18 protein-coding genes and 1 pseudogene are annotated in these 19824 nt (G+C 39.4%); 8 read left to right on the forward strand and 11 right to left on the reverse strand.

Annotated features, from left to right (window positions below):
• Positions 1 to 103: 103 nt before the first annotated feature.
• Positions 104 to 859 carry a DeoR/GlpR family DNA-binding transcription regulator gene (locus tag IQ276_RS29690; protein ID WP_193912870.1) on the forward strand — a complete coding sequence of 252 codons (756 nt, stop codon included), beginning with the start codon at positions 104 to 106 and terminating at the stop codon, positions 857 to 859.
• 14 nt (positions 860 to 873) lie between these two features.
• Here IQ276_RS29690 and IQ276_RS29695 read toward each other — a convergent pair whose 3' ends face one another.
• From IQ276_RS29695 to IQ276_RS41070, 4 genes and pseudogenes are all read right to left on the reverse strand, one after another.
• Complete coding sequence (locus tag IQ276_RS29695) at positions 874 to 1230, reverse strand: DOPA 4,5-dioxygenase family protein (RefSeq protein ID WP_193912868.1); 357 nt, start codon at positions 1228 to 1230, stop codon at positions 874 to 876.
• 171 nt (positions 1231 to 1401) lie between these two features.
• Positions 1402 to 1938, reverse strand: coding sequence for a universal stress protein (locus tag IQ276_RS29700; protein WP_190880159.1), 537 nt, complete (start codon positions 1936 to 1938; stop codon positions 1402 to 1404).
• Positions 1939 to 2699: 761 nt separating this feature from the next.
• Positions 2700 to 4445, reverse strand: coding sequence for a GAF domain-containing sensor histidine kinase (locus IQ276_RS29705; protein ID WP_235116086.1), 1746 nt, complete (start codon positions 4443 to 4445; stop codon positions 2700 to 2702).
• 49 nt (positions 4446 to 4494) lie between these two features.
• Positions 4495 to 4740, reverse strand: a pseudogene (locus tag IQ276_RS41070) (serine/threonine protein kinase); the annotation flags it as partial.
• Between the two features lie 1728 nt (positions 4741 to 6468).
• Here IQ276_RS41070 and IQ276_RS29715 point away from each other — a divergent pair.
• From IQ276_RS29715 to IQ276_RS29730, 4 genes are all read left to right on the forward strand, one after another.
• Positions 6469 to 6825 carry a hypothetical protein gene (locus IQ276_RS29715; protein ID WP_193912863.1) on the forward strand — a complete coding sequence of 119 codons (357 nt, stop codon included), beginning with the start codon at positions 6469 to 6471 and terminating at the stop codon, positions 6823 to 6825.
• Positions 6826 to 7267: 442 nt separating this feature from the next.
• Positions 7268 to 7807: a Dps family protein gene (locus IQ276_RS29720; RefSeq protein ID WP_190880084.1), complete on the forward strand. Its 540-nt coding sequence runs from the start codon at positions 7268 to 7270 to the stop codon at positions 7805 to 7807.
• A 231-nt stretch (positions 7808 to 8038) separates the two neighbouring features.
• Positions 8039 to 8806, forward strand: a complete 768-nt coding sequence (locus IQ276_RS29725) for a ChaB family protein (protein ID WP_190880086.1) — start codon at positions 8039 to 8041, stop codon at positions 8804 to 8806.
• Between the two features lie 184 nt (positions 8807 to 8990).
• Complete coding sequence (locus IQ276_RS29730) at positions 8991 to 9617, forward strand: PadR family transcriptional regulator (protein ID WP_190880088.1); 627 nt, start codon at positions 8991 to 8993, stop codon at positions 9615 to 9617.
• A gap of 51 nt (positions 9618 to 9668) precedes the next feature.
• On the opposite strand, the gene IQ276_RS29735 is transcribed toward IQ276_RS29730, so the two are convergent.
• Positions 9669 to 10355 (reverse strand): HAD family hydrolase, encoded by a 687-nt coding sequence (locus IQ276_RS29735; RefSeq protein ID WP_193912861.1) that lies wholly within the window; start codon positions 10353 to 10355, stop codon positions 9669 to 9671.
• 152 nt (positions 10356 to 10507) lie between these two features.
• Between IQ276_RS29735 and IQ276_RS29740 the strand changes: the two genes are divergently transcribed.
• Both IQ276_RS29740 and IQ276_RS29745 read left to right on the forward strand, forming a co-directional pair.
• Positions 10508 to 11521 (forward strand): alpha/beta hydrolase, encoded by a 1014-nt coding sequence (locus IQ276_RS29740; RefSeq protein WP_193912859.1) that lies wholly within the window; start codon positions 10508 to 10510, stop codon positions 11519 to 11521.
• 109 nt (positions 11522 to 11630) lie between these two features.
• On the forward strand, positions 11631 to 12413 hold the full coding sequence (locus IQ276_RS29745) for a glucosamine-6-phosphate deaminase (RefSeq protein ID WP_193912857.1): 783 nt from the start codon (positions 11631 to 11633) through the stop codon (positions 12411 to 12413).
• A gap of 100 nt (positions 12414 to 12513) precedes the next feature.
• On the opposite strand, the gene IQ276_RS29750 is transcribed toward IQ276_RS29745, so the two are convergent.
• The 5 genes from IQ276_RS29750 to IQ276_RS29770 all read right to left on the reverse strand — a co-directional run bounded on the left by IQ276_RS29750 (position 12514) and on the right by IQ276_RS29770 (position 18254).
• Positions 12514 to 13281: a WGxxGxxG-CTERM domain-containing protein gene (locus IQ276_RS29750; protein WP_235116087.1), complete on the reverse strand. Its 768-nt coding sequence runs from the start codon at positions 13279 to 13281 to the stop codon at positions 12514 to 12516.
• Positions 13282 to 14384: 1103 nt separating this feature from the next.
• A complete protein-coding gene (locus tag IQ276_RS29755) occupies positions 14385 to 15077 on the reverse strand; it encodes a DevA family ABC transporter ATP-binding protein (protein WP_190880099.1) in 693 nt (230 codons plus the stop codon).
• A gap of 25 nt (positions 15078 to 15102) precedes the next feature.
• Entirely contained in the window at positions 15103 to 16275 is a 1173-nt protein-coding gene (gene devC / locus IQ276_RS29760; protein ID WP_193912853.1) for an ABC transporter permease DevC, read from the reverse strand.
• Positions 16276 to 16548: 273 nt separating this feature from the next.
• Positions 16549 to 17754, reverse strand: a complete 1206-nt coding sequence (locus IQ276_RS29765; RefSeq protein ID WP_193912851.1) for an ABC exporter membrane fusion protein — start codon at positions 17752 to 17754, stop codon at positions 16549 to 16551.
• Positions 17755 to 17930: 176 nt separating this feature from the next.
• On the reverse strand, positions 17931 to 18254 hold the full coding sequence (locus IQ276_RS29770; protein ID WP_190880105.1) for a hypothetical protein: 324 nt from the start codon (positions 18252 to 18254) through the stop codon (positions 17931 to 17933).
• A 727-nt stretch (positions 18255 to 18981) separates the two neighbouring features.
• Between IQ276_RS29770 and IQ276_RS29775 the strand changes: the two genes are divergently transcribed.
• Positions 18982 to 19347 carry a hypothetical protein gene (locus IQ276_RS29775; protein WP_373690604.1) on the forward strand — a complete coding sequence of 122 codons (366 nt, stop codon included), beginning with the start codon at positions 18982 to 18984 and terminating at the stop codon, positions 19345 to 19347.
• Positions 19348 to 19659: 312 nt separating this feature from the next.
• Here IQ276_RS29775 and IQ276_RS40415 read toward each other — a convergent pair whose 3' ends face one another.
• Positions 19660 to 19788, reverse strand: coding sequence for a hypothetical protein (locus IQ276_RS40415; protein ID WP_255264361.1), 129 nt, complete (start codon positions 19786 to 19788; stop codon positions 19660 to 19662).
• Positions 19789 to 19824 lie beyond the last annotated feature (36 nt).

The following is a 19824-nucleotide window of genomic DNA, read 5'->3' on the forward strand; positions in this document are numbered from 1 at the left end:
ATTTAAAAGTCATCTGAAAGATGCAGAAACCTGCATACCTATGAGTATAAACTCACAAACGCGCATTTTCAAGATCAAATATGCAATTTCAGGAAAATCAATTATGCTAACTGCGGAGCGACGACAATTTATCTTAGAGATTCTACGTCGTGACAAAAAGGTGCTGTCATCGGAACTGAGTGCTGTTTTAAAGGTTTCGGAGGATACGATTCGTCGAGATTTGCGGGAATTAGCCGAATCGGGTTTTTTGCAGCGCGTTCATGGGGGGGCACTTCTGACTTCGCCAGCTCTTGCCAGTTATGCCGATCGCCAAAAACAAGCACCGAAAGAAAAAGAAGCGATCGCTCGTGCAGCTGCCAAATTAGTCTGTACAGGGCAGGTGGTAATTTTAGATGGAGGCACCACAACTCTCCAAGTAGCCCGTCATTTGCCCTTGAATTTGCAAGCGACAATTGTCACAAATAGCCCTCCCATTGCTGTTGCCTTAGCAGAACATCCCCATATAGAAGTTGTAATGTTAGGCGGACAACTCTACAAAAAAGCTTTGGTAAACGTTGGTGCTACTACGGTTGAGGCATTACGGATGATTCGTGCAGATTTGTGCATGTTGGGGGTGTGTAGTCTACATCCAGAATTTGGGATTAGCGTACAGAACTTGGACGAAGCGCATGTTAAACGAGTAATGATTGCTGGAGCAGCGGAGGTAGTTGGATTAGCCACAGAGGAGAAGTTAGACACTGCTGCTCCTTATGTTGTGGAATCGATTCATGCACTAACTTACCTTGTAACGGCACCAACTGTATCCGATCGCATGCTAACTTCTTACAAAGCTTTAGGTTTAACGATTGTTCGTGACTAATCCGCCTTGCGGTACTAGGTTGTTTTAATCTGTCGAAGAAACTCAATGTTCAAATCTAGCTTTGTTCCTAACCATAGGGAATGATCCGTGTGGTCTGCCACATCATCGCCTGTTTCAGGGTGGACGAGAATATCCAAACCCTGACGATTGAGCATTAACCAGGGGACAACTTTATCAAACTGATTCGGCAAGAAAGCAACTTGATACATTCCTTTTGGGTGCGGACCGATGGGCTTGTCAAACCAGCGTCCAAGCCGCACATCAAATCTAGCGCCTAATCCTTCACGCACATCAGCAGCGACATCTTGAGTTGTGGTATCGAAGTAGACATGAGCATGAAAATCAACGATCTCGATAGTATCTTTTTTCATAGGGGATTTGGCTTTCTGAAAGATCCTTTGTTTTTCGCAGATAGTATTTTCTTAAAAGTCCAGAGAGGATCGAACCGTTAGCAATGATAAAAATTATACATCGCAAAGACGCGATTTATCGCGTCTCTACAATAATCAATCTTTCGTAAAATGCTACAAGTCTTGTGATACTTAATTCACACTTGAAACACTTGTAGTTTCTTTGACAAGTTCATCTTTTTTAGCAGTAACTGAAAGATGCACAATATGTACTGAACAAGGAGCATGGTGAAGGACGTAGTTACTCACACTACCGAGAAATAATTCCGTCAGCCCAGAACGACCGCGACGCCCCATAACAATTAAGTCAGCGCCATAACTACGCGCTAAATCACAAACAATGCGTCCAGGATTACCAAGATTTTGGGTAAATTCTGTAGTAATACCTGCTGTATTAGCTTGGGCACAGAAAGATTGTAACATCTGGATGCCTTGATTCTTAAAGGTATCCCACTGCTTTTGGTATAACTCGAAGCTTTGACTGTTCAATCCCGGATAATAGTCAAAATTAGACACCATAGGTACATAAGGGCTACCCTCTTCTTCTGGCGATAGGACATGCACTAGCATTAAGCTGGCTTGTGTTAACTTTGCTAAACCCAACGCTTGGTCAAAAACCTTTTGCCCTACTTCCGAGCGATCTAATGCAACTAAAATCTTTTTAAACATATAGACCTCCAGTTCTATTGGTAATTGGTCTTTACGATTTTGGATTTGCAGATGCTGGGTTGTCAAAAATGAGCAATCCCTCTGCTATGTTTGGTCAGACTTTTCAGTATTCTCAATAACCTTGCAGTGCTGACACTACAAGAATTGTAATAAAGCAACTGATGTGAGATGTCAGTTTAGCAACTTTTGAATTTTAAATTCCTCAAATGTCTTAGTCTGATATTTATATATATAGCAAAAGAATTTGAGGTACTTGTGAAGAAAGCAAATGTATCTACAGCAGAATTCAGAATTCCTATCGTTTCTTTATGAAGCTGAAATATATTTACCCCCCAGCTAACGCCGTTCCCCCAAAGCATCGGGGGTTCATAAGGCGCATCTTCATACAGAATTGGTATCAGAAGTAAAACAAGGTTGATACCTGACTTTGAGACGAATCGTTGTGTAGTTCACTTTCCTTGAAATCTGCTGCAAACCTCGGTTTGCACGGTTGATGATGTCAGCCCAGGTGTTGACGTAAAACCTGTCCCTCTCCGACTCGGAGAGGGACGACTTGAACTTTAGTTCAAGGCAGGGAGAGGTTTGTCGAACTCACGTTCATTTAGGATTGCTATATACGTCAAAAATTGATCTATTTCAGGGTATTAGCTGTGATATCATATCCGGCTAATCACTTATTATTAAAATCTCTCCGTGTCCCCGCGTCAGCCTTAACATGATCTAATTTAACATTAGACTCCAGATAATTTTATAATAAAAGACTAATTTAAAGGAAGTAAAAGCGAAAAATCTGCCCCTTTTCCTAGTTCTGATATTACACTTAGTCGTCCACGATGTTTTTCCATAATAGAATAGCTAATCGATAATCCTAAACCCGTTCCTCCACCAACAGGTTTTGTTGTAAAGAATGGGTCAAATAAGCGCTGCTTCACCTCCTCAGACATCCCAATTCCATTATCTACAATTTGAATGCTGACTGTATTAGGATTAATCATTTTAGTACAAATTTGAATGGTGGGAATTTTTGTTTGTTTGTCTTCATTAGTAATTACTCCTTCATTTTGGATAAATGACAAATCCAAAGCATCAATAGCATTGCTCAAAATATTCATAAACACCTGATTTATCTGACTGGCGTAGCAATTGAGTTCTGGTAAATTTGCATACTCCTTAATCACATCGATCGCGGGGCGATATGGTTTTTGTTCTAGACGATGATGCAAAATTAGTAAAGTGCTGTCGATTCCTTCGTGAATGTTGACAGGTTTCATTTCAGCCTCATCCAACCGTGCAAAATTTCGCAGAGAAAGGACAATCTGACGAATGCGAACTGCCCCTAGTCTCATTGATTCCAGCAATTTTTGGAGGTCTAATTTGAGGAAGTTTAAATCTATTAGCTCTAGTTCTTCTTCTATCTCAGGAAACGGTTGAGGATAGTAGTGATGATACAGTTCAACTATGTGTAACATCTGTTTAAAATACTCATTGGCATGGGTGAGGTTGCCATAGATAAAATTAATTGGGTTGTTAATTTCATGGGCAACACCTGCCACCATTTGCCCCAGGGAAGACATTTTTTCAGTTTGAATCAGTTGGGTTTGCGTGTGTTGAAGTTTCTCTAAAGTTTCCGATAGATGTTGATTTTTCTCATTCAACTCTTGAGTTCTCTGCTGTACCTTATACTCTAAGCTATGGCTATAGTCTTCTAGTTGAGCTTTTGCCAAAGCTAGATTGTTATACAGTATGGCATTTTGCAGCGAGATGGCAGCTTGGGCTGTGAGCAGATGCAAAACCTCAAGACGTTTTTGGGTAAAGGCTCCAGTTGTTAAACTGTTTTCTAGGTATAAGATGCCAATAAGCTTGCCGCGATCGTGAATAGGTGTACATAGCAAGCTTTTTGGTTGCCGTTGAATGATGTAGGGATCGTTGGCGAAGGTGATTTCTGTACGAGCATCATCTAGTACAAGGGTTTGGCAGGTACGTGAGACATAGTTGACAACCGCTTTGGGAATATCTTGACTGGCCGAAAGAGGAAGAGAGTGCAGGTTAATTACACCAAGGTTTTTACCCAATTGCTCCTCTCGATGGAGACTTTGATGTGCAATACCTGTTTCTGTGGTTGCTTTGCTGCTTTTTTGAGCCGCAACTACCCAATTATCTTCTTGAAGCAGCAAGAGTGCGGATTTTTCTGCCCCAGCATTTTCGATTACGACCTGCATCAGGGTTGTCAACAGTTTTTCTAATTGAATTTCTCCAGCCAGTACATGAGAGGCTTTGATGACTGTTGCTAAATCTAAAGCTTCAGTCACACTAGAACTGCTGTGTCCTAATCCAATTGTCGTAGTTCGGTTGGGGGTTGAAGAACTAGTTTCCTGTTGCTGAAGGATCGCAGCCAACAATTGAGGATATTGCTGTTCCAAATGCTTGACTTTAGCTACCGCTCCCCAGTTGAGGTAACAGTAATAGGCATTTGCTAGATACACTTGAGCGATGCCTGCGGCGGGCAAAGCCAACGCCTCTTTGTTCCATTCTAGATAAAATCGAGCAGCCAGTTCATTGCCCCGTTAATAGTTCATAGAAGGTGATTCCCAGGGAATAGAAGTCAGTGCGGTAATCAATTCCTCGGTTCATTCGCCCGGTTTGCTCGGGGGAGAGATAGGCGAGAGTTCCTTCTAAAACAGTCGGGCTGGTTGAAAGTTGGGTTTCTCTGGTTAGTAGCGAAGCAATGCTAAAGTCGATGAGTTTGACTTGCTTTGTAGTGGGATGAATTAGGATATTAGCAGGCTTGATATCTTTGTCAATAAATTCCAGTATTGTTTGATGAATCTCCTCTGGCACTTCAATCTCTTTCATTACTTGCAGAGAAGTAGGAGTATGAAGAGTGTGAGTATTTTCTATGTGGTTATGCCGCATTCCAAAATAACGGAACTCTGTACTAGTCATGTCTTGTAGTTGGAGTGCCGCAGACATCGTTGAACGGAAAAAGACATTGGCTGTCACTTCAGATACTTCAATAGCAACTAATTTTATAATCGGATGCGCTCCACGAGTATACCGCTCGAACAGAGGTAACATGGAACGGGAAATCAAGGTATGCTCACTCCATAGAAATCGAACCGCATCACTGAACCGCATAGGATAGTCAATTCCCATCTTCTCCATGTCTTCCAGTAACCATTGCCAGTGGAAATGTTCTTCATGGGTATGTACATTGACCATGTTTTGAATGTAATTAGTGGTTGGCTCATCTCTGAGAATTCTTTTGCACAACTCACTGAACTCCATTGCGAGTGGAGCAATCACAGGGGCAAATGCCAACCGCTGCCGTGGGTCAATTGTCTCGTCTTCCATATACTTAAAGAACGGCAACTGTGCATATTCCTGATTCTTTTTTTCGATCAACTCAAGAATTGACTTCATTTTGATGCTCCTAAAGATAGACAATGGATAAATAACCAGCTTACTTATTTAGTTGGTATGCTACTCTCAGAGTGTGTTTGAAAAGTCAGAAATATGGTAAAAAAGTCTCTCAGTACACCCTCTGAATAGATAGTAGACAGCACTGACAGAGCTACATCAGCAAAGCATACTCAGGCGATCGCTAATGAGCAGGGGCGGAAGCTTGTGACACCGCCTAATGTTGCTGTGGAGAGGGATCAAACGCCCCACCCACAAGGATCTGTCACATAGGGGGAAAAAGACTGTAAGAAAGCCTCTCCGATACAGCCAAACTGTTTGTAGAGAAAAGAAGCTTAGTCTATTCCAAACACTGCGGATATGGACTAAACCACTTTTTCTTGTTCTGCAACATACGCACGTTGCAGTTAATAAATGTCATGTCATGCCTGGTAATAGCAATCTTATTATACTAGAAATATTTACAACATGGATTATTTATTGAGTTCTTGATGTTGCCTTAAACAAGGATTTATCTAAATATTATCACTTAAGTATTTTAAGTTAGATTGATACCTATTTGATAACACGCCCTAAGGAAGCCTTAGCTCTGACTTTTCGCTGCGGCAAGCTACCCGGAGGGTGTCTACGCGGGAAATCTCCGCTCAACGCCAGTACATACAAGTCGGGAAAACTGCTTTGAAGAATGGCTCAACTTTTCCCAAAATTCAAAATTGATTGACTAATTTGACTGCCGTGGATACTTGTACCAATTGTGTATATGAGGATTAGCTCAGAACCATTAATCTACCAAAACTATATTAAGTCGATATATCTAGAGAGTGATTTTTTTTTATAACTGTAGATAACAACAACTTCATTCTACAGGTTGATGTATGCCTTATAGTCTTCCAAGTAAAAATAAATTAGTTGAACATTGAATGAAGAACTCGTCAAGAGTACTTGCTCATTAACCATTACTAGGTTAATGCACAAATACCGAGAAAGACAATTTCTTCAGGTTGATTTTTCAATAACTTCCAGATTTGAGCATAGCTTGCTAGTTTTATCGGTAAAGTTTACCAGATAAAAGCATAAGCCTTGTGTTGTTAACGCTGTTATCGAGGATTTCAAATGAAAATTATTGCTTCTGTTTTATCTGTTTTGCGTCCAGTACGTTTTCTAGTTGTGGCTTTTACTTGCGCCTTACTGTTGCTATCTAATGCTTTTCCTGCTTTTGCGATCGATAGCTACCAAAGCAAGTCTACCGAAGGGGAAACACAACTGCTTGATATTCAGCGCAAAACTGACGAAGCTGCTAGAAAACCACCAGCCGGACTTGAAGAAGTTCAAAGGAAGTCCAACGAAGGACTCAATGAAGTTCAAGGAGCTGCTGACTTTGATAAACAAAAGAGTCCTGAAAATTCACAGAGTGCAACCTCGGTGGAAGAAAGTATCAAAAATGTGTTAGACAAAGTTACAGGTAAGTAATACCATTTCACTTTAAAGTTGATACAAATACCTTGGTAGGGTAGCACAGCGGTGCTACCCTACGGTAAATCTAAATGTATCAATATTTTCGTGAAAATGGTATAAGATAATTAATACTTGACTTTGGTAATAATTTAGTAGTAGTAAGTGGTTGCTTTTAAGTAATCACTTATTACTATTTATTATCCTAAAGAAAAAATTAAATTTTATGTAGGCGATTGATAATTATAATGATTTGAAAATTTTTCTTGTCAATGCTGACCAAAAAACAATAACCCTAACTAATTACTAGTCCATCATCATAATACTACCTACTAAGACATAGGCATAATTCTCAATATGGTAATTAATCTAAACTGACAATGCGCCCTTTGGTTGATGTAGATGATACCGTAAATCTGTGATGTTAATAAATGATAAGTTTGTCTAGGGATGAAAAACAATGCGTGCGATCAACATTGGTTTGACACAAGAACAGCGTCAAGGTGTGATTAATCTGTTGAATCAAGATTTAGCAGATGCCTATTTACTGTTAGTAAAAACCAAAAAGTACCATTGGGATGTTGTTGGCCCTCAATTCCGCTCTTTGCACCAACTTTGGGAAGAACATTACGAAAAGCTGACTGTTAATATTGATGCGTTAGCAGAGCGGATTCGTGCTTTGGGTGGTTATCCAGTTGGCACGATGGAAGGATTTCTCAAAATTGCTACCCTCAAGGAACATGCTGGTAGTGTGCCCACTGCAACCGGAATGGTAGCTAATCTAGTGCAAGATCACGAGCAAGTGATTCGCAATCTCAGAGATCATGTAGATCAGTCTGGTGAAAAGTTCCACGATCAAGGAACCGCTGATTTTCTGACTGGATTGATGGAACAACATGAGGAAATCGCTTGGATGTTGCGCTCATTTATTGAAGGGCAAGCACTAGAGGGAGACGGTACACAACCAGCAACACAAGCTAAAACTCCTGTAGGCGTGTAAGCAATAGGGAATTTTAGATTTTAGATTTTAGATTTTGGATTGTTGATTTAAAACCTAAAATCTAGAAAATTCTGTTCGCCTAGCGTCTGGTAGAATTGCCCCCAAATTTATTTGTGGAACAAATCCAAAATCTACAATTGTTTACTCAGCCCCATACCTGAAGGTATGGGGCTAATCCAAAATTTTTTGACTATATCTAGAGCAAAAAAACATAATCACAGGAGTATTTAAATGCCAGAAGTATACAAAGCAGAACGTACTATTTCTGCTGTCTTCAAAGAACAAAAGCAAATTGATGATGTGATTAGACGTTTATTAGATAGAGGTGTGCCCAAAGATCACATTTCCGTCATGGGCAGAAACTTCCAGTCGGAAACTCGAATTTCTGGCTTTATTAGTAAAAAGGATGTGATTCTGGGAGGTTTAAGAACAGGGGCAGTTTTTGGTTCCTTGTTTGGTTCCTTTCTCAGCTTGCTCACGGGTGTAGGCGTACTATTTATTCCTTTTGTTGGCTCAGTTGTGGCAGGAGGTCCGATTGGTGCAGTGTTGTTAGGGGCTGCCAGTGGAGCGATCGCAGGTAGTGCAGGTGCCGGTCTAGTATCGGTTCTGACTACTTTGGGAATGCCAGAAGATAAAGCCGCTATTTACCAAACCCGCTTACAAGCTGGTGAGTTTTTATTGATGGCAGAAGTTCCAAGCGATCGCACCGGCGAATTTCAATTGCTCCTCGAAAGCGCTGGTGGCGAAGAAATTCAGGTAATTGAAAAAACCTTGGCTCGCCCTTGTCCAGGACTATGCAACAGCCCAGAGGACTTGTCACCTGAGGTTCGCGCTCATCTTTCTGATGAAGCTCAGCATACATTCATTGAGCGCTATAACACTGTATTCAATGAAAAAAGTGACGAGTTTAACGCTGAGCAAGCTGCTTGGGAAGCTGTTCACTCCTCATATGATGAAGATCAAAATGGTGTCTGGTCAAAAGCTAAAGTGAAAGCTTAATACCAATTCACGAAAACCATATATATAGACTTTTTGTGGGGGTACAGCATTGCTGTGCCCCCTACCCATGTAATGACAAGACGACGCCACAATTGAAATAAATCTTCATCAAAATTCTATTCCGATATATCGTGATATATTCCGATATATCGTATAGTAGAGAAAGTTGATTAGAAATTTAGTTATGTTTAGACACTTTCGGTCACGGTTTGGAGTACCTGCATGGGCAGGAGTTAGCGAAGATGATTTTGTGTTTGTCAAGTCTCGGTTTGAGCATCGCAAGCACCATAGTGGACATCATGGCAAACACTTGGGCGATGAAATGTTTGGTCGTGGTTGGGGAGATGAACATCGGACTCGTCGGGGTGACATCAAGTTCATCTTGCTGGAATTGTTATCCGAGCATCCTAGTCATGGTTACGACCTGATTAAAGAGATGGAAACTCGTTATGGTGGTTTCCGTCGCCTCAGTCCTGGCTCAGTGTATCCAACACTGCAATTGCTGGAGGAAGGTGGTTATTTAACCAGCTCACAGGAAGGCGGTAAGCGGATTTATAGCATTACAGATGAGGGTAGACAACTTTTGGCAGAACGTACCCAAAAAGAAACTTCAGACTCTCCTTGGGATACCTTCAAAAGTTTGATCGCAGGTAAGCCCCAAGAGTTTATTGAGTTGCGGAATGCTGCAACAGAATTAGCTGGTGTGGTAGTGCAGGTTGCCCGCAGTGGTAATGTAGAGCGAATAAATCGAGTGCGTGAGCTTCTAGAGCAAGTTAAACGGGAAATTTACGCCATTTTGGCTGAAAAATAAATAGAGACGCAAAATTAGGCGTCTCTAGTATCAAAATTATCAGCTTTGGGTTCAAAAATTAGAAGCGATCGCGCTTAAATCTGGTTCGATAAGCGAGTTGAGCAATGTCCACAACTGCAAATCAGTAAAATCTGGAATCGCCATAAATGCACCAACTTCCTGTAAGAGTTGGGGATTGTGGGTGGACGCTATACCGATGGTGCGGATATCTGCGCCCACCGCAGCCCGAATTCCAGAGGGAGAATCTTCTAGAGCGATCGCTTCCTCTGCTTGAATCCCTAAGTTGTTTAAGGCAACTTGATAGGGTGCCGGGTCAGGTTTACCTGCTATACAATCATCCGCTAAAACAATTGTATGGAAAGCTTCTTTTATCCCCAAAACTTCTAGCATATATTCTGCATTTAATCTTGGGGCATTAGTTACTAATGCACGTTTTAATTGATGCGTATCTGTCCATGCTAGCAGTTCAGAAAATCCACTCAGCGGTTGTAGATCGGAGGCAACTTTGCGGAAAAGTGCCTCTTTTTCGTTTGCAAAATTTTCCCTTTCTGCTAGTGATAATTGTGGCAGAATATCTTGAACAATTTCTGGATTTAGCCGCCCACTAATTCGGGATTTATAAAATGTTTCGTCAATTTCTATGCTGAAATCGAGCAGCATTTCTTTCCAAGCTCGGTAGTGTATTGGATCGCTATTGACAATAGTGCCGTCTAGGTCAAAGAGAATTGCAGCCAGCATGATTTTTGGGTAATATGTAAATAATTGTTAACTTTATTTAGATAGTTTACATTGTTTTCGTCTTTAGTGATTATTCTTTTGTGAATACAAGGGACTGGGGAAGAAATTCGCCCACCAAAAGCGAAGTTTTAACCAAATCTTAAGAGTCACAAATGAAAATTGACATTGAAAAAACAGCAGAAATGCTGGAGCAAGTTCACCAATTAGAATCCACACAGGGTCTCAAGAACGAAGCCTGTCGTTCCAAATTTTTGATTCACCCTGACTTCACATCAAAAGTTTTCTTGTTTTTGCATGGTTTTACAGCAGGCCCTTACCAGTTTGAGCCGCTTGGTAAAGCCTTATTTAACAAGGGATATAACGTTTTGATTCCTTTACAGCCTGGTCATGGACGTTCAGGCAACTGGAGCGGTCAAAATCCTCCACCACTACCAACAGATATTCAGATATATCAACAATTTGTGCTTGAATGGTTGCAGTTTGCAAAAACGCTAGGTCAAGAAGTTGTAATTGGTGGATTATCAACAGGTGGAACTTTAGCTGCTTGGTTAGGTTTAGAGCATCCCCAGGAGATTGACCGCGCTTTATTGTTCACGCCTTATTTGGGTAGCCGTTACTCACTATTCGATCAACTGCTGAAAATCCTGCCAATTTACTTTGAATGGTTCAACAAAGATGCACCTGGCAATTTTGGTTATAAAGGTTTTTGTCTTAAGGCATTACGGATATTTCTTCAATTGGCAGAGGAGGTTTTAAAAAAGGCTCAAGGCTCTGTTTGTGCCCCTAGTTTAATGGTATGTAGTGAGGCCGATCATGCTGTTAGTCGCTCCAAACAGCAGGATTTTTTCCGAAGGGTAGTTAACCAGCAACCAAAATCCTGGTACTACTGTTTCGATGATTCGCTTCACATTGAACACCGGATGATGACAAAACTAGAAGACAATGATTATGAGGAACTGGTAATTACCCTCGCTAAAGCATTTGTTGAGAGTGACTTGACTTGGGTAGAGTTTGAGCAAATGGCAAAGCTGATAGCCCAAGGACAAGCCGATGACAAAATCATGCAAGAATTCAACCTCAATGGTCAAGTTTTTCAACAGCTATCTGCAATGATGACTCAAGGTTTTGGTTGCGACGATCTTAAATGCATCAATCCATATTCCTGATGCATAATACTCTTTGATTAAGAACTTAGCCATATTACCCAGAGATTGCTCAAAGGATTATGATAGCTGACTGGAATGGAATTTTATTAAAAAACTTCTGTGTAAGCAAATGGTAGCTGCTACAAACTTTTTTCGCATTGACGATTTATTAGTGCAGATTTACAACTCTGAAGTCGAAATGGCGCTCTCAGTTGCAGAAATCACCCAACAGTATTTACAGCAGGTTCTCAACGAACAGGATACCGCAGCTGTATTGTTAGCAACAGGTAACTCCCAACTGAAATTTCTTGATGCTTTGATTACATTGGGTGGTGTAGATTGGTCACGGATTACTCTGTTCCATTTAGATGAATATTTGGGAATTAGTGCGTATCATTCTGCTAGTTTCCGGCGTTATATGCGAGAACGTGTCGAAAAACGGGTTGCTCCTAAAGAATTTCACTATATAGAAGGTGATACATTGCAACCAGTGGCAGAATGCGATCGCTACACCAAATTATTGCAAGCACAACCAATTGACTTGTGCTGTCTTGGTGTTGGCGAAAATGGACATTTAGCTTTTAACGATCCAGCTGTAGCAAATTTTCAAGATTCCTACAGTGTAAAGCTAGTAAAACTAGATAAAATCAACCGTCAGCAACAAGTTAACACAGGTCACTTTCCGAATCTTGAAACTGTCCCACAATACGCTTTTACTGTTACTATTCCAACCATTTGTTCAGCAAAAAAAATTATTTGTCTTGCTCCAGAAATACGTAAAGCAAATGTGGTAAAACAAATATTACAAGGAGCTATAAGTGCAGAATGTCCGGCTTCTGTTCTCCGTCAACAATCGCAAGCAACGTTATTTTTGGATGTAAACTCTGCTAGTTTACTTGAAGTTGTAAAATGAAGTACACGGGTAGGGGCACAACATCTTGTGCCCCTACAATTATCTGTACCTCACGCCTGTTGCAATCTGCTGTAACTTTAGGGACGATGAGCCGATTAGCTTATCTAAAGCGAGAACCTGTTACTTCGTTAGGATCGCTATAAGTTCGGGGTTTTTCCCGATTACGAGCCAGACCTGCTAAACCAGCTAGACCAAACAAACCTAGCCAACCCCAATTGAAACCGCGATCGCTAGTTTGTTGGTAAGTTGTGACACCTGTGTTCCTGTTAGTACCTGTGCTATCAGTGCCAGTACCATCACTACCTGTAATACCAGTACCTGTGCCATCTGTAGTTGTGCCAGTACCCGTTGTGCCTGTTCCAGTTGTGCCAGTGCCGGTTGTGCCGGTGCCGGTTGCGCCTGTTCCAGTTGTGCCTGTTCCAGTTGTGCCAGTGCCGGTTGTATCAGTACCTGTTCCAGTTGTACCAGTACCCGTTGCGCCTGTTCCAGTTGTGCCAGTGCCGGTTGTGTCAGTACCTGTTCCAGTTGTGCCAGTGCCGGTTGTGCCAGTGCCGGTTGTGCCTGTTCCAGTTGTGCCAGTGCCGGTTGTGCCTGTTCCAGTTGTGTCAGTGCCGGTTGTGCCTGTTCCAGTTGTGCCAGTGCCGGTTGTGCCTGTTCCAGTTGTGCCTGTTCCAGTTGTGCCAGTGCCGGTTGTGCCGGTGCCACTTGTGCCTGTTCCAGTTGTGCCGGTACCAGAAGTAGTTCCTGAGCTAGTACCACCACCAGAGCTTCCGGTTTGGGCAGAGACAGAAACAGGTAAGGATGCAGAAGCAAAACTGATGGCAAAGAGACTAGCTACAACAGCTTTAGATAAATCAAAATGTCTCATGATTATGGTTCCTTGTATGTTGTTATATTCCTGTGGTTTATTGATTTTCCAAACCGATATTTCCTACTCAATCTACTACTTCATGAAGTAAATTTAGAGAATACAGATTGATGAAAATTTCACCTAAGTTAAAATGTTAAAAAACATTTGATCGGTATAGATGAAATCCAAAAATAAACTTGAAAAAGTTTTAGTGCCATTTTATAAAAAATTTATAGCTCTGTTTTTCAGTATGTTATTTTCTCCAGAAAAATCATACTTTTTCCATGAACCTAAATTATTTAGATAATGGCATCAGCATAAGAAATCATTGTCTTGAGACTGCCGTGGCTTCAAATTTATACAAAAATTGCTGATCCGTTGAATTCACTATCACTTAGAATACATACTATTCTTTTGCAAAACTTCTATCATAAGAATAAAATCAGTTATGTCGAAGGAGTTAGTTTATTATTAAGCTTGTTTGTATTTTTACTATTAATGAAAAATAAAAATATTATTCTCGCTTAAAATTAGATAAGCAAGCCTCAAGATAGATACAATCTTCACATTGGATATTTTGCCCTGGATTGTTACATCCACAAGGCGGATCTATGTAACATTCAGAAACATTTTTAGGTATTGAAGACTTGTTAAATATGAAGTCTAAAGCTGCTTCTTGAAGACAAAAAATTAAATCTTTTACCATAATTTTTTGTAATTATTGTAGTTAGTATAACTAATTGACAAATTTGGGGATACTTTTGATAAATAATTAGAAAATCGAAACAGCCAGATACTGGCAACTATTGAAAGTCTGTTAATATCACTTCTATATCTTCTTTCATTTGAGAACTTATAACTTCATACTCTAGGGGTGTCTGAGTTGAGACTCAAGGAATACTTTTATTGTCGATTAAGTAAATCGATACAATAAAACCAAACTGTGTGAAGAAAAGTAAACAAGGCTCACACCCTTTTTCCCACTGCCCCCTGCCTTATCCCAATAATAATTATTTACGCAGACTTACTTAGGTTGTAACTAAAGATATATGACAATCTACTTAGATACCGATTTTTGAAATAAATTGGGAATATTATTGTTTAATTCTCTTGGATTTGGGCTATTGGGAAATTTCTTTGACCAGATGACCATCTTCCATATGAATTATGCGATCGGCAACATCTAAAATTCTGTTGTCGTGAGTAACCATTAAGATGGCACAATTCTGTTCCTTAGCTAATTCCTGCATTAGAGTGACAACATCTCGCCCTGTCTTACTGTCTAAAGCAGCTGTAGGTTCATCAGCTAAAACTAATTTAGGATGACTTACTAAAGCACGTGCAATGGCTACGCGTTGTTTTTGTCCTCCTGAGAGATCGGATGGATAGTAATTAACTCTATTTTCTAATTTAACAGCATTAAGCATAGCTTCTGATTTGCTACGAGCCTCGTGTTCGGAAATATTTTTGTGTAATTCAAGCGACATTTGAACATTTTGTCTAGCTGTTAGGAAATCTAATAAATTGTGAGCTTGGAAAATATAGCCAATATGACGACGTACTTTGACTAATTGCTCATTACTAGCTCCAGAAAGCTCATGACCTAGAAATTTAAGACTTCCCTCTTGGACAGAGCGTAATCCACCAATTAAAGTGAGTAAAGTTGTTTTTCCTGAGCCTGATGGCCCAGTCATAATCACAATTTCGCCAAATTTGATATGAAAGTTAATATCAAATAATGTTTGGGTACGAATTTTTTTTTCGCCAAAATAGTGATTGAGTTCTGTGATATTAACAATATATTTTGTTTTCATATTGCTTGTATGATGTATGCATTATTTAAAAAATATCTGCTGGATCTACTTTCCTTAGTTTGTTTGTAGATAAAAATGCAGAAGTTAAACACATTAAAATTGCTGAAATTAATACTATTGTCGCTTTATCAGTACTCATGATAACTGGTAATTTAGTAGCATTTTTGGAGATATCATAGAGACCTATAGATATAATAAAACCTGGGACATAACCTAGAGATGCTAAAATTAAAGCTTGTTTAAAAACCACACTTAATAAATATTTGTTTTTGAATCCCATTGCTTTTAAGGTTGCATATTCAGTTAAATGACTTGAAATATTACTATAAAGAATTTGATAGACAACGATTACACCAACAACAAACCCCATTAAGACCATCAAGTTAAACACAAATCCAATGGGTGTTCTCAGAGACCAATAGCTTTTTTCAAGAGCAATAAAGTCTTTGCTAGTAATCAGTCTTACGTCTTGGGGTAAGTTAACTGATAAATCTGCCAAAACTTTTTCGGGATTAGCATTAGATTTGAGTTTAATTAAGCCTATATCTATCTTTTGTACTGGACGATCTTGAAATATCCTCAGAAATGTTGAAGAACTAACGATTAAATTTCCATCAACTCCAAATGAAGGTCCAAGATTAAATAAACCACCAATTTTAACTTTGTAACCAACTATTCCAGAATAACTGTAGATTTCAACTTTTACAGTTTTTCCTTGCTCAAAATCTTTAGCGATCGCTCCAAATTCTGGTCGAGAATCACGGTCAAATAAAACAATGTTAGGAATTCTCACTACATTGAGTTTATCTTGAATATTTGTAAATTTAAAAATTGATTTAACTGGATCAAAACCAAGCACATATAGTGGATATTTTAACCCATTATCTGGATTTTTAAATTTGGCAAATTGCACATATAAAGGGCTAACTGATTTGACACTTTCATAACCTAATAGTTGGTATAAATACGAACGATCAAAACTTTGATTAGATGTCAGAGATTTATATTGAGCGCTAATTAAAAACAAGTCTCCTTCTAGATTATTATGTAGCTGTGTAGCACTGTCATAGAGAGCATCTTGGAAACCAATTTGCATAAACATGAGAACAGCGACAAAAGCAATCCCAGCCAAAGCTACAACAAATCGAATTCTTTGTCGGGCTAGTTGTAGCCAAGCCAGAGGTATATTGAGAATCATTTAGTAAACCTCAACGATACAAATTGGGCATTCGGCATGGGGCATTCAGCATCCCTTCGGCTTACCTCGGCTCCGCTCGGCACGAGTCGCTCAGGGCAAGTGGGCATTGGGCATTTGTTATTTATTACCTTACTCTCTCATCTAGTTAATAGTCAGAATCCAGCTTGAAATTGGAAAATAAAGCGTACTATGATTTATTGATTTTATTGGTTATTATTAAGCTAGGTTATCAAAGTCTTCTGGATTCTGAATTCTGAATTCTGAATATTTACGTCAAATATAAATCATCACCTCTACTTGTAAGTCAGTAAAACCAGTGACTTGTTGATTATCTGCCAGGTGATCAATACGAATTTTGACATCAACTATTTTGTTATCGGTGTCTGATTGGAGAGCATTATTAAAAATATTTTGTTTGCCAACTTGTAGACCAATATCTGCGACTTTTCCTCGTAATTTTCCTGGAAAAGCATCGCTAGTAATAATGGCCGATTGACCTAGACGCACTTTTTGAATATCAGTTTCATAGACTTCTGCAACAACATACATCTGTTGTGTGCGACCTAAATCAGCTATTCCTGTAGTGCCGATAATTTCTCCAGGCCAAGTATTAATTTTCATGATTTGCCCAGTTATGGGCGATCGCACCACGCTTAAATCCCATTCTGCCTGAGCCTGTTTAACTGAGGCGATCGCACTGTCAACATCGGCTTCTGCTGCTGCTACATCGGTGGGACGAACTTCGGCAATACTCTTGAGTCTGGCTTTGGCCTCGATTAACTGCTTTTGCAGAGTTTCGATAGTGCGCTTGAGAGAGGCTTTAGCTTCATTAAGCTGCTGCCCAACAGTATCGACTCGCAAACGTTTAGTATCTGCATCGGAAGCAGAAATCGCACCGTCTTTGTATAACTGCTGATATCGCTGGTTTTCGCTTTCAGCATTACGCCACTCTGCCTCTAAGCGAGCGATGGTTGCTTGTTGTGCAGAAGTTTCTCCCTCCAACTCAGCTTCTAAACGAGCGATGGTTGCTTGTTGTGCAGAGATATCTCCGGCTTTTGCTCCCGCTTTTACCTGGTTGAGACTAGCTTGGGCAACTAAGACTTGTCGTTGGGCTTTTTCTAGCGCTGCAAGACGAGGAAAGTAAGTGTCAAGAATTGCAACTATTTGCCCCTCCCGCACCATATTTCCCTTATTTACCAGCAGTTTTGTGACTCGAACACCCGCTTGGGAGTCAGGGGCCGACAGACGAATAACTTCTCCTTGGGGTTCTAAACGTCCCAAAGCAGAAACAGCAGTCATTCTAGGAGAACTACTTGGAGTAGCTACAGGCTCTACTTTAGAAGACAATTGAAATTGTGAAAAGGTATAAAATGAAACTGTACCAGTAGCTACAGCCATAATAGTTGCAAATATGACTGACGACCAACCTACAGGTTTGATGAATGGTTTTGTAAATGACTGTTTTTGTTTTGGTACCATAACTATCTTTTAAAGTTACCCAATAAGGTAAAAGAAAGAAGAATTCAGAATTCAGAATTCAGAATCCAGAATTCAGAATTCAGAATTCTCATATTTTTACTTTTATGCATTGTAAGAATTCAGAATTCTGAGTCCTGAATTCTGAATTCCGACTATGCATTTACCCGGAGCTATTTCTATTTGTTTAGCACTGCCTCTTTTTTACTTTTCATAATCGCTAAGTATTCGCTGCGAGTTCCATCTATTCGATAGTGGTCGCAAATTTGGCAGAGTTTCAATATATCCAATCTGCTGAATACTTTTTGATGTTCAATTCCGTTGTCATTTCTCCACCGCCAAAAAGTTGTTCGGTCAATGCGGCGATTGCTTTCAGGCCATCTTCGTCGTGATAAGAAATCTACCAGTTCTTCTTCATAAAACGAGTAGCCTTTTGGCAACTTTAGGAGTTCTTCTCTTAACTCAGTTAGCGGTATGAGTGGATCTAGCTCAGATAGTCTCATGCCAGCAAGCCCTTATAATTTCATGACAGTTTAATTATGCAGAACGCTTCATACAACACGGGTCATCGCATAAATTAGATTGTAATACTGTGCATTTAGGAATATATGGAATGATCGAGTAATCAGAGGAATTTTTATTTTTATTCTTTCTAATTTTAGATATTTCCACTTTCCTCAACAAACAGTATTGAATTTCACTATTTAATTACATACGATAAACTGAGTGATACTCAATTGCAATCCATATGCAACATTTTTGTTAATAAACCACTAGCAATATGTTGGATAAATTGAAACAAAATATTTCCAAATATTGATGATTTTTGAACATGGTGATGTCCTCACTGTTACTCAGCATTTGAAAATATGTATTTAATTTGTTATGGGTCTGTTGTTGAGCAGGATTTTTCATTCTTTAGATATAGCTGCTAGTGGCTAATTTTACTTGCCGAGACAACTCATTGTTTGGGAGCAAGAATTTATTCAGAAAATTCACTGATTGATTAAGACATAAAAATTTTTCAAATAAATCAACTTTGGGATAGATGTAAAAGCTGTTGAAGGTAGCAAGAAAATTAATTAATTTAGATAAAAAATTAGCTCTAGCATAGAGTTAACGTTTTGACTTGATAATTTTTCACCCATTAGTAAAGAGCTTGATAACTGATAACTATTTACTGTTAAATTCGCAGATGTGCAATTTGTATGCAATTTTTGCAATGTATTTTTGCGGTATGAGATACTAATTGAAAAGAGTTTTAATAGTTATGTGAATGATAGCGATCGCCCCCGAAAGACCCTGAACAAAATGAAACTACAGCGATTCATGCTCTCATTGCCAAGCTTTGATAACCAGCGACTGATTTTTCATGCAGCTCGCCAGACCCTTCGCAAAGCTGAGATGGCCCGCGTTGCGGTGCGTGAATGGCTCAACGAACATGATTGTGAGCTAGAAGAGTGGAAACGCAAAACAGCTTCTGAGCTTGGAATTAGTATTAGTAGACTTGAGCAAAAGCTCTTAGCATCTGCTCAGCATCAGGTGATAACTAGTCAAGGAGATGATGATGCTCATTCAGAAGACAATTCTGTATAAGTTAAGGTGTGGGTTCTAATTAATTTACACATTTTGACCCGTAAATTTACAACCCAACATACAGTATTGTTAATTGGAAATTACCTAAGAACTATGATCGAGGAACATTTCGTCTAGCCACACGCATCTAATTGTATCTAAGTTGCATATCAATTGTAATGAAGAAACAATGAGTTTAATATTAACTGTAAGCCCCACTTTAATAGAAATTCTGACTCTGACAATTATCACCTAAATCTGATTAAAAATTTATGTTGCAACATTGAGTCTAACTAATGTACATAAATATTGTACTATTTTCGGTGAAAATTGTCACTCATCTGAAGTTACACCGTGAAAATGTACTAGAAAACCTTGCAAAGATTGCTGTGCAGTCAATCCAACAATTGATGCTTCATCTACTGCACCCACGTAAACTTTAGAACTAAAGGCAGATGTCATTTATCATTTGCAAATAACTAATGACCAATGACTAAT

It is taken from the genome of Desmonostoc muscorum LEGE 12446 (genome assembly GCF_015207005.2).
Taxonomy (GTDB): domain Bacteria; phylum Cyanobacteriota; class Cyanobacteriia; order Cyanobacteriales; family Nostocaceae; genus Nostoc; species Nostoc muscorum.